The 16148-nt window shown below is 73.3% G+C and carries 11 protein-coding genes; 7 read left to right on the top strand and 4 right to left on the bottom strand.

What is annotated here, in order from left to right; genetic code table 11:
* Positions 1 to 838 precede the first annotated feature (838 nt).
* Entirely contained in the window at positions 839 to 1975 is a 1137-nt protein-coding gene (locus ACZ4Z4_RS02770; protein ID WP_468321187.1) for a mechanosensitive ion channel family protein, read from the bottom strand.
* A 276-nt stretch (positions 1976 to 2251) separates the two neighbouring features.
* On the opposite strand from ACZ4Z4_RS02770, the gene ACZ4Z4_RS02765 reads away from it, so the two are divergent.
* Positions 2252 to 2788 (top strand): HNH endonuclease, encoded by a 537-nt coding sequence (locus tag ACZ4Z4_RS02765; RefSeq protein ID WP_150184145.1) that lies wholly within the window; start codon positions 2252 to 2254, stop codon positions 2786 to 2788.
* A gap of 73 nt (positions 2789 to 2861) precedes the next feature.
* On the opposite strand, the gene ACZ4Z4_RS02760 is transcribed toward ACZ4Z4_RS02765, so the two are convergent.
* Entirely contained in the window at positions 2862 to 5852 is a 2991-nt protein-coding gene (locus tag ACZ4Z4_RS02760; RefSeq protein ID WP_468321184.1) for a beta-N-acetylglucosaminidase domain-containing protein, read from the bottom strand.
* Between the two features lie 354 nt (positions 5853 to 6206).
* Between ACZ4Z4_RS02760 and ACZ4Z4_RS02755 the strand changes: the two genes are divergently transcribed.
* From ACZ4Z4_RS02755 to ACZ4Z4_RS02745, 3 genes are read left to right on the top strand one after another with little or no spacing between them, the layout of a single operon-like run.
* On the top strand, positions 6207 to 6443 hold the full coding sequence (locus tag ACZ4Z4_RS02755) for a hypothetical protein (protein WP_398297845.1): 237 nt from the start codon (positions 6207 to 6209) through the stop codon (positions 6441 to 6443).
* Entirely contained in the window at positions 6443 to 8611 is a 2169-nt protein-coding gene (gene malQ / locus ACZ4Z4_RS02750) for a 4-alpha-glucanotransferase (RefSeq protein WP_468321181.1), read from the top strand. The genes ACZ4Z4_RS02755 and malQ overlap by 1 nt, the downstream gene beginning before the upstream one ends.
* 20 nt (positions 8612 to 8631) lie before the next feature.
* On the top strand, positions 8632 to 8871 hold the full coding sequence (locus ACZ4Z4_RS02745; RefSeq protein ID WP_150167792.1) for a hypothetical protein: 240 nt from the start codon (positions 8632 to 8634) through the stop codon (positions 8869 to 8871).
* A gap of 105 nt (positions 8872 to 8976) precedes the next feature.
* On the opposite strand, the gene ACZ4Z4_RS02740 is transcribed toward ACZ4Z4_RS02745, so the two are convergent.
* Positions 8977 to 9543: a TetR/AcrR family transcriptional regulator gene (locus ACZ4Z4_RS02740; protein ID WP_468322092.1), complete on the bottom strand. Its 567-nt coding sequence runs from the start codon at positions 9541 to 9543 to the stop codon at positions 8977 to 8979.
* A 116-nt stretch (positions 9544 to 9659) separates the two neighbouring features.
* On the opposite strand from ACZ4Z4_RS02740, the gene ACZ4Z4_RS02735 reads away from it, so the two are divergent.
* From ACZ4Z4_RS02735 to ACZ4Z4_RS02725, 3 genes are all read left to right on the top strand, one after another.
* On the top strand, positions 9660 to 11150 hold the full coding sequence (locus ACZ4Z4_RS02735) for an FAD-dependent monooxygenase (RefSeq protein ID WP_468321178.1): 1491 nt from the start codon (positions 9660 to 9662) through the stop codon (positions 11148 to 11150).
* Positions 11151 to 11313: 163 nt separating this feature from the next.
* Entirely contained in the window at positions 11314 to 12243 is a 930-nt protein-coding gene (locus ACZ4Z4_RS02730; protein ID WP_468321175.1) for a DMT family transporter, read from the top strand.
* Positions 12244 to 12299: 56 nt separating this feature from the next.
* Entirely contained in the window at positions 12300 to 13208 is a 909-nt protein-coding gene (locus tag ACZ4Z4_RS02725; RefSeq protein WP_468321173.1) for a LysR family transcriptional regulator, read from the top strand.
* A 336-nt stretch (positions 13209 to 13544) separates the two neighbouring features.
* Here the strand turns inward: ACZ4Z4_RS02725 and pepN are convergent, their stop codons facing one another.
* Positions 13545 to 16112: an aminopeptidase N gene (gene pepN / locus ACZ4Z4_RS02720; RefSeq protein WP_468321171.1), complete on the bottom strand. Its 2568-nt coding sequence runs from the start codon at positions 16110 to 16112 to the stop codon at positions 13545 to 13547.
* Between the last annotated feature and the right edge of the window lie 36 nt (positions 16113 to 16148).

The following is a 16148-nucleotide window of genomic DNA, read 5'->3' as shown; positions in this document are numbered from 1 at the left end:
CCTCTCCGTCGCAGGTTTCTGGGGCAAGGGGCTCACACGCTGGGGGCGCATTAGCCGTGTGGTGGGGGGCGTGCGGCAAACGCATTCGCAACTTAGCGAAAGTAGGTCCCGGGACCCTTCCGGCCGGGCGGCGCATTGCGCGGGAAGGGGGCGCGCGGCCTTGCCATTCGCAACTTTTCAAAAGTAGGTGCCGGGAGGCGGGGGCGGCCCCGGGCTTGCCAGCACATCGACCACCCCTCCCCGCGCGAGCCGAGAACGCGAGCGGCGAGGCCCGACCGGGCGGCTGAGCCGGGGCCGGGACGCGCGCCGCGATGGCTGATCGGCACCCGGCGATGAAGGCCGGTGACCCGGCCACCGGGCCGCGCTGGTGGCCGCGCCCCAAGCGTGACGTCGACACACGATGGGCCGGGCCGCACCCGGCAGCGCAAGGTGATGACCCGAGCGGCGAAACCGTATGGGCGGCTGGCTGCGCCCCGACCGTGGCCCGCGCACACGATGGGCCGGTCGGCAGCCGGCGACGAGAGGTGATGGCCCGAGCGGCGTAGCCGGGGGTGCCGTCTCGACGGTGGCGTCGGCTTACGTTGGGCCGGTCCGCACCCGGCGATGAAAGGGAATGGACCATCCCCCAGTCCCCGTAGACCCCACCCCTGGCCGTCCGGGGCAAAGTCAACGTGCGGTGGAGGGACGGCAGTCAAGGGTGGAGCGAAGCGGAATCGGCGGAGCCGACGCGACCGCAGGGAGCGCCCTTTACTGCCGGCCCGGAGGCGCCACACTCCGCAAAAACCGGGCGGCCCCGGTGACGATCGAAGGCGCAGGCCCACCGAAGTCGCCGCCGTCCCTACTTCGACAGGTTCGGAGGGGGCGGGGGTATGGGGGACGCCGCCAGGGACTGGGGGGAGGTGGTTGAGGCGTAGGCGGAGGGGGGTGCCATCGTGGCGGAGGGGTCGGGGGCCGTGTCCTCCTCGGGGGGCAGGGGAAGGCCGCCGACTATGCGGATACCCGCCTCGTCGAACGCCCGCTTGATCCGCCACCGCAGCTCCCGCTCGACCCCCAGCGACTGCCCCGGCATCGTCTTCGCGGAGACGCGGATCACCATCGAGTCGAGGAGGACGCTGTCGAGGCCGAGGATCTCCACGGGGCCCCACAGCTTCTCGTTCCACGGCTCGTCCTTGGCCATGGTCTCGCCGACCTCCGCCAGCGTCGCCTTCACCTTGTCCAGGTCCTCGTCCGGGCGGACCGTCACGTCGACGCCCGCCGTGGACCAGCCCTGGGAGAGGTTGCCGATGCGCTTGACCTCGCCGTTGCGGACGTACCAGATCTCGCCGTTGTCGCCGCGCAGCTTCGTGACGCGCAGGCCGACCTCGATGACCTCGCCGGAGGCGACGCCCGCGTCGATCGAGTCGCCCACGCCGTACTGGTCCTCGAGGATCATGAAGACGCCGGAGAGGAAGTCCGTCACGAGGTTGCGCGCGCCGAAGCCGATCGCGACGCCCGCCACACCCGCGGACGCGAGGAGCGGCGCCAGGTTGATCTCGAAGGTGCCGAGGACCATCAGCCCGGCCGTGCCGAGGATCAGGAACGAGGCGACCGAGCGCAGGACCGAGCCGATCGCCTGCGAGCGCTGGCGGCGGCGCTCCACGTTCACCAGGAGGCCACCGAGCGCCGTGCCGTCCACCGCCTGCGCCGTGCGGTTCATGCGGTCTATCAGCTTGGTGATGGCGCGGCGCACCAGGACGCGCAGGACGACGGCGATCGTGACGATCAGCACGATGCGCAGGCCGATACCGAGCCACGTGGACCAGTTCTGCTCGACCCAGCTGGCCGCGTTCGTGGCGCTCTCCTGGGCGTCCTCAAGCGTGGGCGGCTTGGTCTGTGGCGTGTCGTCCGGGTCCGTTCCGGCTGCCGACAGGACGGACAAGAACACGGCAGGTACCTCCAGGTATCGCGGCCTGCCCGGCGCACGGAGAACCGCCATCGAAGCGGAACCGGCGGAGTGGGGGGAGCCGGGCAGACTCACCACACTAACGGGGCATCGTGTGTGGATCGTTGTCATGTTCGAGGGAGAGACGGTGCTCACTCGGGAAGAACCAGGGAGGAGAAGAGGCAGACGGCAGGCGCGCGCACGCTGTGGTCGAAAACACTTCAAGGCCGTTACGGGCACATGCTGGCGCGACGACCAGGCATGAGGGGAGACTGGCTTGCAGATCGTCCCGGCGCGAGCCACGCGCCGCCGGCGTACAAGGAGGCATCCGTGCCGCATGTCCTGGTCCTCAACGCGTCGTACGAGCCCCTCGGCGTCGTACCGCTCCGCCGCGCGCTCGTCCTCGTCCTGGAGAACAAGGCTCTCTGCCTCGAGGAATCCGGCGCCTTCATGCACAGCGCGACGCGCACCGTCCCCGCACCCAGCGTGGTCCGCCTCAAGCGGTTCGTGCGGGTCCCCTACCGGGGGCCCGTTCCGCTGACCAGGCGGGCGCTCTTCGCCCGCGACGGCGGCCGGTGCATGTACTGCGGTGGCGTCGCAACCAGCGTCGACCACGTCATCCCCAAGAGCCGAGGCGGCCAGCACGCCTGGGACAACGTGGTGGCTTCCTGCCGCCGCTGCAACCACGTCAAGGCCGACCGGCACCTCATGGAGCTCGGCTGGCGGCTGCGGCACAAACCCGCGCCGCCGTCGGGTCTCGCTTGGCGCATCATCGGGACCGGACATAGGGATCCGCGCTGGCTGCCGTACTTGCAGCCGTTCGGCGCGGACGACGCGATGGCCCGGATCGACGGCATTTCCGCCTAGCAATCGATCCGGGCCTTTGTTGTACGTACGCACGTGTGTACGGGCGTGTCTTCGGAGGTGTACGCGGTCGCCGTCAGTCCTCGGCGGCCTCGGCGACCGCGTATGCCTCCACCGACCACAGCGAGTAGCCGAAGCGCGTGGCCCGCTCGTCACCCTGCACCCGGATGTAACGCGTGTCACGCGCGTCCATGCGGACCGCCTCGCGGCCGCCCCTGCCGTCCCGCACGGTGGCCGCCGTCCGCCAGGTCCGGCCGTCGGCGGAGGTCTGCACGCGGTAGCCCGCCGCGTACGCGTCCTGCCAGCGCAGCACCACCTGCCCGAGCCTGACCGGCTCCGCGAGCTCCACCTGCCACCACGCGCCGTCCTCCGCCGGTGACGACCAGCGGGTCTCCGGATCGCCGTCGACGGCGCCCGACGCGGGGAAGTCCTTCGTCTCGTCGCCCGACGACGACGCCTTCGCGCCGCGCGCCAGGTCGGGCCCCGCGGTGCGGGGGTAGGCGCGGACCGAGACCGTGCGGGTCTCGCCGCCGAAGGTGAGCGGAATCTCGTACGTCCCCGCGCGCGTGCCCGCCGGGACCGTGATGTCGACCGGCACGCCGACCTCCGTGCCGCGCGGCAGGGTGGAGCTATCGGGGACCCGCACCTCGATGCCCTTCGGGGCCTTCGCCCGGAGCCGTCCGCTGACGTCACCGGGGCGCAGCGGGAGCAGTTGCGCGGTGACCCGCAGCGGGCCGCCGCCGATCTCCGCGTCGGCCTCGGTGCGGGAGAGCGAGAGGCGGGCGGCGGGGGTGTCGGCGAACCAGGGGACGAGGTGGCGGACGGTGCCGTCGGCGACCACGGCCCGCACCGCGTCGGCGCGCACCGTCTCCCCCTTTGTGAGGCCGAGCTCGGTGAAGCCCTTCTCCGACAGGGCGCCGAGCCGCCGCCAGCCCTTGCCCGGGACGTGCGCCTCGACGGTGCCCTCCGTGCCGGGGTCGGTCAGCGCGGTCACCGCGGCGAGTGCCCGGACGCGGCCGAAGCGGGCCGTCCCGCCGTCCGAGGCCCGCTTCCCGTCGGTCCCCGCCCACGCCGCGTACGCCTTCTGCGCGCGTGCGAGGAACGGGTCGAGGACGCCGTCGCCGACGGTGACGCCGCTGCGCCCGAGCTCCTTCCGGAGCTTCGCCAGGGCGCGCGAGGCGTGCCAGGCCGCCGCGCCGTCGCCGGCGGCCTGGGCGGTCAGCAGGTCGACCGCGGTCCCGCCCGCCTCGCCGTACCGCGCCAACTGGTCGATCCAGGGGCGCACCTCGTCGTCGAGCGCGCTGTCGGCGAGCCGCTCGGGCGCCTCCCGCATCACGGTGAAGGCGGCGCGCAGGCGCTCGGCGGCACGGTCGGTCCGCGCCCGGTCCGTCGTCGCGCGGGCGCGCCACAACTCGCTCATCAGCGGCCGCAGGTACGCCGACTCGTCGGCGCCGAGCACGGACGAGGCGTCGTTGCCCGCGAGGGCCCGCAGCGCGCCCCGCGCCTTCGCGTCGCCGCCCGCGAGGTCGTCGATGGCGGCGAGCCAGGACTCGTGGGGGCGGTAGGCGCGCGGGTTCCAGGCGTAGTCGGCGGCGGTGAAGAGGGGGATGCGGGAGGCGGCGGGCTGCTCCATGGCGTTGCCGAGGAGGGCGGCCGAGCCGGTGGCGACCGCGGGCTGGCGGCCGGTGTAGGGGCCGAGGAAGATGCGGTCCTGCGCGAAGTCGTTGACGGGGTAGTTGTCCATGGTGACCAGCGGGTGCGCGCCGAACGCCTCGCGGGCGCCCGCCAGTTCGCGCCCGGTGATGGTCCTCGGCACCACGCCGACACCGGTCCAGGCCACCTCGACGCGGTGGTCGAGGGCGCGGGACAGGGCCGCGCGGTACTCGGTCGTCCCCTTCTGGAAGTACTCGGTCGGCATCAGGGAGAGCGGGTGCGCGCCCGGGTGGCGGGCGGCCAGGTGCGCGGCGACCGCGTTGGCGACCCGTGCCTGTGCCTTCGCGGCGGCCTCCGGCCCGGATCCGAAGGTCTCGGCGTCCCGCTCGCAGTGCCACTCGCTGTAGCTGACGTTCTGGAACTGCAATTGGAAGGCGCGCACCCCGAGCGCCCACATGGCGTCGATCTTGCGGGTGAGGTCCTTGACGTCCCGCTCGGACGACAGGCACATGGCCTGGCCGGGCGAGACGGCCCAGGCGAGCGTGACGTGGTTGGCACGGGCGCGCTCCGCCAGGGCGCGGAAGTCGGCCCGCTGGTCCGCCGGGTAGGGCTCGCGCCAGCGCGCCTGGCGGTAGAGGTCGTCGCCGGGGGCGTAGAGGTACCGGTTCTGCTTGGTGCGCCCCATGAAGTCGAGCTGGGCGAGCCGCTGCTCGCGCGTCCAGGGGGTGCCGTAGAACCCCTCGGTCATGCCGCGCACGGCGGTGCCGGGCCAGTCCCTGATCCGTACGCCGGGGACGAGGCGGGTGCCGTGCCCGCCGCCGACGAGCTGCCGCAAGGTCTGTACGCCGTGGAAGAGGCCGTCCGCACCGGCTCCCGCGAGGGCGACGGTGTCGCGTCCGTCGACGCGGCCGACGGCCAGACGGTAGCCGCCCGCGGGCAGGTCGCCGCGCTCGCGGACACCGAGGGAGCGCAGCGCCCGGTCGGCGCCGGTCCCGCCGACGCGGACGACGAGGGTGCCTCCCGCGGGCAGCGGGTCGCCGTCGCGCGCCTCGGTGATCCGGCGGGCGCCCGCGTCGCGCAGGACGGCGCGGAGGGCTTCCAGGGCGTACGGATCGGATGCGGAGCCGGAGCCGGAGTCGGAGTCGGCGCCGTCCGCCGTGACGAGCACGACGTCGTCGCCGACGGTCACGGCGCCGCCCACCGCCTCCATCGACTGGGGGCGCGGCCAGACGGACGGCAGAGCGGACGCGGCGGCCTTGCGGCCGTCCTTGCCGCCGTTGTCGGGGGAAGTAGCGGGGACACCGGGCCGGCCGGGCGCACCCGGGGCCGCGAGCGCGCCGTGTGCGCCGCCGAGCGTGCCCGCGATCACGGCGACCGCGATGGCGGCCGCGCCCTTCCTGCGCCGCACCTGCACGGCCCTCGCCCCTGTTCTCGTCCCTCGGGTCCTTGCGGTCCCTTGCGTCACATGTGGCAGTGAGCCCACCACTGAGGCGCCGGAGGTGTCAACGGGATGCGGTACCGGGCGGGGGATTCTTCGCGGAACCTGCCCGAATTTCCGGAAGGGGGTACTAGGGAGCGGCGACGGTGGACATCTTCCCGGAAGCGGAGGGGCCGGAGCCCGTTCTTCCGGGGCGGGACGGGCCGCGGGGGACAACTTCCGTACGACGGAGTGGATGTGACCAGGGTCACGTTGTGGCAACGTATACGTCTGCGAGTCCGCGCACTGGGTAGGGCTGCCGAGACCTGCCCCCTGAAAAGGAGCTCCCACGTGGCCGCTTCCGCCAACCTTCTGCTGTCCGCGCTCTCCAAACAGGTCTCCCACCCCGACTCGGGCCTCGACGGCTCCTTCTCCTGCGGCTGCGGCGAGCCGCCCCTCACCAGCGAGCCCCCGCTCGCCGACGCCGCGCCGCTGACCAGCGAGCCGCCGCTCGCCGACGCCGCGCCGCTCACCAGCGAACCCACCTCCACCGGTATGGCCTCGGGCCTGGACACCATGGCGGTCTGATGACCCTTTCCCGGCTGGCCGCTTCGTACGGCGTGGCCACCTCCTACTCCCCGTCCCCGGGGCGCACCGTCCCGGCCTCCGACGCCGCCGTGATCGCCGCCCTGGCCGCCCTGGGCGTGGACGCGAGCACTCCGCAAGCCGCAGGGGCCGCGCTGGCCGCCCGTGAGACGGAACTGTCCGAACGCCTGCTCCCGCCGACCGTGGTGCTCTGGACGGACGCCCCCCTGCCCCCGTCCCTCGCGGAACTGCCCGCGGGGTCACGGGTGCGGGTGGACCTGGAGGAGGGCGGGACGGCCGAGTGGACCGTGCCGGGAGAGCCAGGCGGACCGGGCGGACCGGGCGGTGAGGCGCGGCTTCCCGGGCCGTTGCCGCCCGGGGTCCACCGGCTCCATGTGCGGTGTCCCGGCCGCGACGACGCCGAGGCGCACCTCATCGCCGCGCCCCGCCGGATCAGGACCCCGGAGCGGCGCGCGCACGGGCTGCTGGTCCAGCTCTACTCCCTGCTGTCCCGGCACTCCTGGGGCATGGGGGACCTGAGCGACCTCGCCGATCTCGCCGCGTGGTCCGGCCGCGTCCTGGGCGCGGGCTTCGTCCAGGTCAACCCGCTGCACGCGGCCGTGCCCGGCTCTCCGGAGGGGCCGGGGAGCGACCCCTCCCCGTACCGGCCCTCCTCGCGCCGCTTCCCCGACCCCGTGCACCTGCGCGTCGAGGCGGTCCCGGAGTTCGCGTATCTGCGGGGCGCGGCGCGCGAGCGGGCCGAGGAGCTGTGCCGCCGGGCGGCGCGTCTGCGCGAGGGGGTTCTGGGCGAGGGCGAGTTGATCGACCGTGACGCGGTCTGGGCGCTCAAGCGCGAAGCGCTCGAACTGCTCCACGAGGTCCCCCTCGGCCCCGGCCGCCGCGCCGAGTACAACGCCTTCCTCGCCGAACAGGGCCCCGCCCTGGAGGACCACGCCACCTGGTCGGCCCTCGCCGAGATCCACGGCCCCGACTGGCACTCCTGGCCCGCCGCCCTGCGCGACCCGGACGCGCCCGGCACGGTCCGCGCCCGCCGCGAGGCGATGGACCGCGTCGACTTCCACAGCCGTCTCGCCTGGCTCACCGAAACCCAGCTGGCCGCCGCCCAGCGCGCCGCCCGCGAGGCGGGCATGGACATCGGCCTGGTGCACGACCTCGCGGTCGGCGTGCATCCGGGCGGCGCCGACGCCTGGGCGCAGCAGCGGCACTTCGCCCCGCGCATGTCGGTCGGCGCCCCGCCGGACGCCTTCAACGCGCGCGGCCAGGACTGGGGCCTGCCGCCCTGGCGCCCCGACCGCCTCGCCGAGTCCGGTTACGCCCCGTACCGCGCCCTCCTGCGCGGCCTGCTCCGCAACGCGGGCGCCCTCCGCATCGACCACGTCATGGGCCTGTTCCGTCTCTGGTGGGTCCCCGAGGGCCACGACCCCACCGAGGGCACGTACGTCCACTACGACGCCGAGGCGATGCTCGCCGTCCTCGCCCTGGAGGCGCACCGCGCGGACGCCCTCGTCATCGGCGAGGACCTCGGCACGGTCGAGCCGGGCGTCCGCGAGAGGCTGCGCGAGCACGGCGTGCTCGGCACCTCGGTGCTCTGGTTCGAGCGGGACTGGCAGGGCACGGGCCGCCCGCTGCCCGCCGACGCCTGGCGCGCCGACTGCGTGGCCACCGCCACCACGCACGACCTGCCCCCGACCGCGGCCCGCCTCACCGGCGAGCACGTCCGCCTCCGCCACGACCTGGGCCTGCTGACCCGGCCGCTGGCGCAGGAGCGGGCCGAGGCCGCCGCGGACGTGCGCGAATGGCTCGGGCTGCTCTGCCGGCTCGGCATGCTGCCCGGCGGGATCGGCTGCGAGGAGGACGAGATCCGCGCCGTGCACCGCTTCCTCCTCGCCACCCCGGCCCGCATGATCGGCGTCTGGCTCCCGGACGCGGTCGGCGACCGCAGGCCGCAGAACCTCCCCGGCACCTGGGACCAGTACCCCAACTGGCGCCTCCCCGTGGCCGACGCCACCGGACGCCCCGTCACCCTGGAGGTACTCGCCGCCTCACCCCGGCTGCACGCCCTCATGGCGGTGTTCCGCGAGGGGGAGCGCCAAGGGGGCGGGAGGGGCGCGGGCGCCCGTACGGCACCCCCGGGCGCGCACCCCGATTAGGAGTTCGCTACGTTGGCACCGTGGACAAGAAGAACGCACTGCGCGCCGGCGCCCTGGCCTCCGGCACGACGCTGATGATGCTGCTCATGTCGTCCCCCGCCCTCGCGGCCGTGCGCGACGACGGTGACGACCCGGGCCCCGGCCTGAGCGTCATCGACACGCTCGGCCTGTATGTCGCCGCGCCCATCGTGCTGTTCCTGGTGATCGCGGGCCTCGTGATGGTCGGCGACAAGTCCCGCAAGCAGCAGAAGCAGGGCTGACCCGCAGCTTCCGGGCAGCCTCCGGACCTTTCACGCCGAGGGCGCCCCTCGACGACGTACACCCGTACAGCGTACGGACGTCGTCGGAGGGCGCCCTCGGCGTGCTCACGGCCGTTCGGCCGTCAGATAGCGCTGGAGCGTCGGCGCCAGCCAGTCCGTGATCTCCTCCCGCGTCAGCGCCGCCGACGGCGGGAACCGCAGCACGTACCGCGTCAGGGCGAGCCCCAGCACCTGCGCGGCACAGAGCGCCGCCCGCGTCGGCGCCTCGGCCGGGTCGGGGCAGACCTCGCGCGCGACCGGCAGCAGCTGCTCCGCGAAGACCGCCCGCATGCGCTCCGCGCCCGCCTCATTGGTGATGCCCACCCGGAGCAGCGCGGTGAGCACCTCGTCGCCCTCCCAGACGGAGAGGAAGTGCGTCACGAGGACCCGCCCGACGTCCGCCACGGGCACCTCGGCGAAGTCCGGCAGCCGCAGGTCGACCGAGGTCGCGGCGGCGAAGAGCCCCTCCTTGTTGCCGTAGTAGCGCATCACCATCGAGGGGTCGATGCGGGCGTCCCTGGCGATGGCGCGGATCGTCGCACGCTCGTACCCGTCCGCGGCGAAGCGCTCGCGGGCCGCGGCGAGGATGCCGGCACGGGTGGTGTCGGAGCGGCGGGCGGGGTTCGTTTCCATCATGCCAACAAACGTAGGCCAACAAGCGTTGACAGTCCATGGGCGCGGCCGTACGTTGGCCAACAAGCGTTGACCAACAGGCGTTGACCCATCCGTGTTGGCACCAGGAGGCGGCCATGAACGGCACGACCGGCGACACGAAGAAGACGAATCCCGCCCACGGCTCCGGCGGCCCCGACAGCGGCGGTGGCGCCGTCGTGGTGGTCGGCGCCGGCCCCACCGGGCTGCTGCTCGCCGGGGACCTCGCCGCCGCGGGCGTCCCCGTCACCCTCGTGGAGAAGCGGACGCCCGGCATCAGCAACCTCTCCCGCGCGATGGTCCTGCACGCCCGCACCCTGGAGCAGATGGACGCGCGGGGCCTCGCCGACGAGCTGGAGGCCGAGGGGGAGCCGCTCGACAGGCTCCGCCTCTTCGACCGCCTCTCGCTGGACCTCTCCCGGCTGCCGTCCCGCTTCCGGCATCTCCTCGTCCTCCCGCAGTATGCGGTCGAGCGCGTCCTGGAGCGGCGCGCGGTCGATGCCGGGGTGCGCTTCGCGTACGAGACCGAGGTGGCCGGAGTCGCCCAGGACGCCGACGGTGTGACGCTCCGGGTCCGCGGCCCCGGCGGCGAGCCGGGCACACTGCGCGCCGCCTACGCCGTCGGAGCCGACGGCCTGCACAGCGCCGTGCGCGAGGCGGTCGGGCTGCCCTTCCCCGGCAGGTCCGTCATCCGCTCGCTCGTCCTGGCCGACGTCAGGCTCGCGGAGCGCCCGCAGGCGCTCGTCACCGTCAACGCCGTCGGCGACGCCTTCGCCTTCATCGCGCCCTTCGCCGACGGCTACCACCGCGTCATCGGCTGGGACCGCTCGCGCGACGTCCCCGACAGCGCACCGCTCGGCCTCGACGAGGTCAAGGACATCGTCCGGCGGGCGCTCGGCAGCGACTTCGGGATGCACGACGCCCGCTGGATGTCCCGTTTCCACAGCGACGAGCGGCAGGCACCCGCCTATCGCGTGGGCCGCGTCTTCCTCGCCGGGGACGCCGCGCACGTGCACTCACCGGCGGGCGGCCAGGGCATGAACACCGGACTCCAGGACGCCGCGAACCTCGGCTGGAAGCTGGCCGCCGCGGTCCACGGCCGCGCCCCGCACGGCCTCCTGGACACCTACGAGTCCGAGCGGCACCCGGTCGGCAGGACGGTGCTCCGCAGCAGCGGCGGGCTCGTCCGGCTCGCGATGGCCAAGCGTCCGTGGACGCGCGCGGCCCGCGCCGCGCTCGCCGGGTTCGTCAACAGCGTGCCCGCGGTGCGCGCCAAGGCGGCGGGCCAGATCACCGGCGTCGGGATCGCGTACCGGGCCCCGCGGGGCGCCCACCGGCTCGTCGGACGGCGCATCCCGGACGTCGCGCTCAAGGAGGGGCGGCTCTACGAGGCCCTGCGCGCGGGCGAGTTCGTGCTCATCATGCCGGAGAGCGAGAAGTGCGGGACGGGGCGTGCCGTGCCCGCCCACTGGTCGAGCGGCCGCCGCACGACGGTCCTGGTGCGCCCCGACGGATACGTGGCGTGGGCGGCGGACGACGCGGGGCCGGGGGAGGTGGCGGTGGCGCTGGAGGAGTGGGGCGCGATGTAGGCCGCGCCTTCATTATTCAGATCTCCTTCAAAGAATCGGCGAAAAGATTCGATGGACCTGATGGGTGTGGGGGTGTCACGGTGGTCCCGCGCCTCACCGAGATACGAGGCGCGCGACACCCCGCACACCCCGCCACCGCGGGGAGAGAGGCAAGGGATACCCCGTGGCAGTCCTGGACCGGACCCCCGCTCACACCGCATCGGCCGCCGCGAAGGCGGCCGCGCGCCCCATCGGCGTCGGCCTCGCCCTCGCGGCCCTCGCCACGGTCGTCTGGTCGGGCAGCTTCGTCACCTCCCGGGCCCTGCACGACACCGTGCCGCCCGTGCAGCACGCGTTCTGGCGCTGGATCATCGCCATCGCGGCGGTCGCGCCGTTCGCGGCGCGCCGGACCTGGCAGCAGCGGAAGGTGCTCCGCGCGCACCTCAAGTTCCTGCTGCTCGCCTCGCTGTTGGGCGTCACCGTCTACAACACCCTGGTGAACCAGGCGGGCATGACGACCACCGCGGGCAACATGGGCATGATCATGGCGGCGTCGCCCGTCCTGATGGCCCTCTACGAACGCCTCGGCGGCACCCGGCTCGGCGCGCGCCGCGTCACCGGCATGCTCGTCGCCTGCGCCGGTGTCCTGCTCCTGGTCAGCAAGGGCTCGCTCGCCATGGAGTTCGCGGTCGGCGACCTGTGGATCATCGCGGCCGCGCTCTCCTTCGGCTCGTACAGCGCGCTGCTCAAGCGCAAGCCGGCCGAGATCGGCGGACTCCCCTTCCTCTTCTCGACGTTCGTGCTCGGCGCGCTGATGCTGCTGCCGGTCTTCCTGGCCGGCTACGCGGTCCAGGGCGGCTTCCGGCCCACCGTCGGCACGGTCTCCCCGCTCCTCTACGTCGGCGTGGTGTCGTCGGCGGTCGCCTTCTTCGCCTGGAACAAGGCGATCTCGATCATCGGCGCCGCCCGCGCCGGGGTCGTCTACTACCTCCAGCCCGTCTGCGTCGCCCTGCTCTCCTTCGCGGTTCTCGGCGAGGCGATGGGGTGGCTCCAGGTGCTGTGCATGGGGCTGATCCTCGGCGGGGTCGTGCTCGGCGCGGCCCGCACGAAGTGAGGCAGGGGGCCCGGCCGGTGGGTTCCCTGCTCCTGACCAGTCGGTACGTTGGGCTCATGAGCGAGTGGGACATCAAGAAGCTGCAGATCCTGCGCACGCTGAGTGAGCGGGGCACCGTCACGGCGACGGCGCGGACGTTGCAGATGACGCCGTCGGCCGTCTCGCAGCAACTGTCCAACCTCGCCAAGCAGCTCGGCGTACCGCTCCTGGAGGCGCACGGGCGGCGGGTCCGCCTCACCGACGCCGCGCACCTCGTGCTGCGGCACGCGGAGGCGGTCTTCGCGCAACTGGAGAAGGCGGACGCGGAGTTGACCGCCTACGCCCAGGGGGAGGCGGGGGAGGTGCGGGTCGGCGCGTTCTCGACGGCCGTGCCCGCGCTGGTCGTGCCCGCGGTGCGGGCGCTGCGGGAGGCGGCGCCCGGGATCTCCATACGGGTACGGGAGACGGAGGCGGCCCAGGCGTACGAACTCCTCGCGGCCGGCGAGGTCGACATCGCCCTCTCCCTGGCCGTCCAGGCGCCCGCCGAGACCGACGCGGACACGCGGTTCACGCGGGAGTCACTGCTCGCCGACCCGCTGGACGTGGCGCTGCCCGGCGACCACCGGCTGGCCGCGGCGGAGGGGCTGCGGCTGGCCGACCTGGCCGCCGAACCGTGGATCTTCGGCGGCAGTGGGCCCTGGTCCGAGATCACCCGGGCGGCGTGCGAGGGGGCGGGGTTCACTCCGGAGCAGGCGCACTCGGCGTCCGGGTGGACGGCGATCCTGGCGATGGTGGAGGCGGGGATGGGGGTGGCTCTCGTGCCGCGCATGGCTGCGACGAGTCGCGCCGGGGTGGCCATGCGCGAGCTCTCTTTTGACCATCCGCGGCGGCATGTGGTGGCTGCGGTGCGGAGGGGGGCGGCGGGTGGGGCAGCGGTGGCCCGAGTCCTCGCCGCCCTCCGGGCGGCAGTCCCCACCCGCCACTGACCCGGTGCCCGGAGCCTGCCGTCTCTCGGCTGCGGGCCGTGCGTGGCCGCTCGCGCAGTTCCCCGCGCCCCTGGGGGTGGTCCCTGCCGTTTTTCGGGTGCGGGTTGTGTGTGGTTGCTCGCGCAGTTCCCCGCGCCCCTTGGGGGTGTCTCCGACGTCTTTCGGCTGCGGGCCCTGCGTGGCCGCTCGCGCAGTTCCCCGCGCCCCTGACGGGGCCTGCCGGCCCCTGGCTGCCGGTAGGCAGTCCAGGGGCGCGGGGAACTGCGCGACCAGCCAGGGGCGGCCCGCACCCGGAAGGCACCGGAAGACAGCAGAGGCACCCCCCCCGGGAAGGGATCAGGCGTCGGCTGCGCGGGCGTGCAGGGCGCGTTCCACCCCCGCGCGGGACTCCGTGATCAGGCGGCGCAGCGCCGCCGACGGCTCCGCGGAGGACAACCACGCGTCCGTCGCGTCCAAGGTGTCACGAGAGACCTGGAGCGACGGGTAGAGCCCGGTGGCGATCTGCTGCGCCATCTCGTGGGAACGAGAGTCCCACGCGTCCTTCACCGTGGCGAAGAACTTCTCCGTGTAGGGAGCGAGCAGCTCCCGCTGGTCGGTCTGGACGAAGCCGCTGATCACCGCCTCCTGGATGGCGTTGGGGAGGGAGTCGGACTCGACGACCGAGGCCCACGCCGCCGCCTTCGCCTCCGCGGTCGGCAGCGCCGCACGCGCGGAGGCGGCGTGCCGCTCGCCCGCCGCCGTCCTGTCCCGCTCCAGCTCCGCCGCGATGCCCGCCTCGTCGAGCCGCCCGGTCGCCGCGAGCCGCGCCACGAACGCCCAGCGCAGCTCGGTGTCGACGGCCAGTCCTTCGATCGACTCCGAGCCGTCGAGCAGGCGCTCCAGGAGCGCGAGGTCCGCGTCCGTGCGGGCCGTCGAGGCGAAGGCGCGGGCCCACGCGAGCTGGTGGTCGCTGCCGGGCTCGGCGGCCCGCAGGTGCTCCAGCGTCGCCTCGGTCCAGCGGTCGAGCGCCGCGTCCCGGCGGGCCGGGGCCGCGTACAGGTCGAGGGCCAGCTTCACCTGGCGGTGCAGCGACTGCACGACGCCGATGTCGGACTCCTTGCCGATGCCGGAGAGGACCAGGGAGAGGTAGTCGCGCGTGGGGAGCTCCGCGTCGCGCGTCATGTCCCACGCCGACGCCCAGCACAGCGCCCGCGGCAGCGACGCCTCGAAGTCGCCGATGTGGTCGGTGACGAAGGCGAGGGAGTCGCTGTCCAGGCGGACCTTCGCGTACGACAGGTCGTCGTCGTTGAGGAGGATGACCGCCGGGCGCGCCTTGCCCACCAGCGCGTCCACGGCCGTGAGTTCGCCGTCCACGTCCAGCTCCACGCGGTCCGTGCGGACCAGCTTGCCGGACGCGTCGTCGAGGTCGTAGAAGCCGATGGCGATGCGGTGCGGACGGAGCGTCGGCTCGCCCTTCGCGCCCTCGGGGAGCGCCGGGGCCTCCTGCTTGACGGCGAAGGACGTGATGACGCCCCGCGTGTCGACGTCCACGACCGGGCGCAGGACGTTGATGCCCGCCGTCTCCAGCCACTTCTTCGACCACGTCTTCAGGTCGCGGCCGCTGGTCTCCTCAAGGGCACCGAGCAGGTCGGACAGGCGCGTGTTGCCGAACGCGTGCCGCTTGAAGTACGCCTGCACGCCCCGGAAGAACTCGTCCTCGCCCACGTAGGCGACGAGCTGCTTCAGGACGCTCGCGCCCTTCGCGTACGTGATGCCGTCGAAGTTGACCAGGACGTCGTCCAGGTCACGGATGTCGGCCATGATCGGGTGCGTGGACGGCAGCTGGTCCTGGCGGTACGCCCACGTCTTCATGGAGTTGGCGAACGTCGTCCAGGAGTGCGGCCACTTCGACTCCGGCGCGTACGCCTGGCAGGCGGCCTCGGCGTACGTGGCGAACGACTCGTTCAGCCACAGGTCGTTCCACCACTCCATGGTGACCAGGTCGCCGAACCACATGTGGGCGAGCTCGTGCAGGATCGTCGCGGCCCGCACCTCGTACGCCGCGTCCGTCACCTTCGAACGGAACACGTACTGGTCGCGGATGGTCACCGCGCCCGCGTTCTCCATCGCGCCCGCGTTGAACTCCGGCACGAAGAGCTGGTCGTACTTGGCGAAGGGGTACGCGTAGTCGAACTTCTCCTGGAACCAGTCGAAGCCCTGCCGCGTCACCTCGAAGATCGCGTCCGAGTCGAGGAACTCGGCGAGCGAGGGACGGCAGTAGATGCCGAGCGGCACGGACTGGCCGCCGGGACCCTCGTACGACGAGTGGACCGAGTGGTACGGGCCGACGATCAGCGCCGTGACGTACGTCGACATGCGGGGCGTCGGCTCGAAGTGCCAGACGTCGTCCTTCGGTTCGGGCGTCGGCGAGTTGGAGATCACCGTCCAGCCGCTCGGCGCCTTCACCGTGAACCGGAACGTCGCCTTGAGGTCCGGCTGCTCGAAGGACGCGAAGACACGGCGGGCGTCGGGCACCTCGAACTGCGTGTACAGGTAGGCCTGTTGGTCGACCGGGTCGACGAAACGGTGCAGTCCCTCACCGGTGTTGGTGTACTCGCAGTCGGCGACGACCCGCAGCTCGTTCGGACCGGCGTGCAGGTGCCGCAGCGCGATGCGCGAGTCGCGGAACACCGCGGCCACCTCCAGCGCGTGGCCGTTCAGGACGACCTCGTGGACCGCGGGGGCCACCAGGTCGATGAAGGTCTCGGCCCCCGCCTCCGCGGAGTCGAAGCGCACCGTGGTGACGGACCGGTAGGTCCCGCCCTCCTGCGCGCCGGAGAGGTCGAGATCGACCTCGTACGAGTCAACGGTGAGCAGCTTCGCCCGCTGCTGCGCCTCTTCGCGGGTCAGATTGGTGCCGGGCACGCGGTCATCTCCTCGTACGACGTGTCGCGTCTTCGT

It is taken from the genome of Streptomyces sp. NPDC030245, assembly GCF_055572995.1.
The sequence above is the reverse complement of the archived record's forward strand: the minus strand, read 5'-3'. Positions and strand labels throughout refer to the sequence as shown.

What these genes read in the sequence shown, in the direction of transcription:
- ACZ4Z4_RS02770 (WP_468321187.1), bottom strand. Translation starts at nt 1,975, where the DNA reads ATGGCGGTTCTCCGTGCGCCGGGCAGGCCGCGATACCTGGAGGTACCT.
- malQ (WP_468321181.1), top strand. Translation starts at nt 6,443, where the DNA reads ATGACCCTTTCCCGGCTGGCCGCTTCGTACGGCGTGGCCACCTCCTAC.
- ACZ4Z4_RS02740 (WP_468322092.1), bottom strand. Translation starts at nt 9,543, where the DNA reads ATGGAAACGAACCCCGCCCGCCGCTCCGACACCACCCGTGCCGGCATC.
- ACZ4Z4_RS02735 (WP_468321178.1), top strand. Translation starts at nt 9,660, where the DNA reads ATGAACGGCACGACCGGCGACACGAAGAAGACGAATCCCGCCCACGGC.
- ACZ4Z4_RS02725 (WP_468321173.1), top strand. Translation starts at nt 12,300, where the DNA reads ATGAGCGAGTGGGACATCAAGAAGCTGCAGATCCTGCGCACGCTGAGT.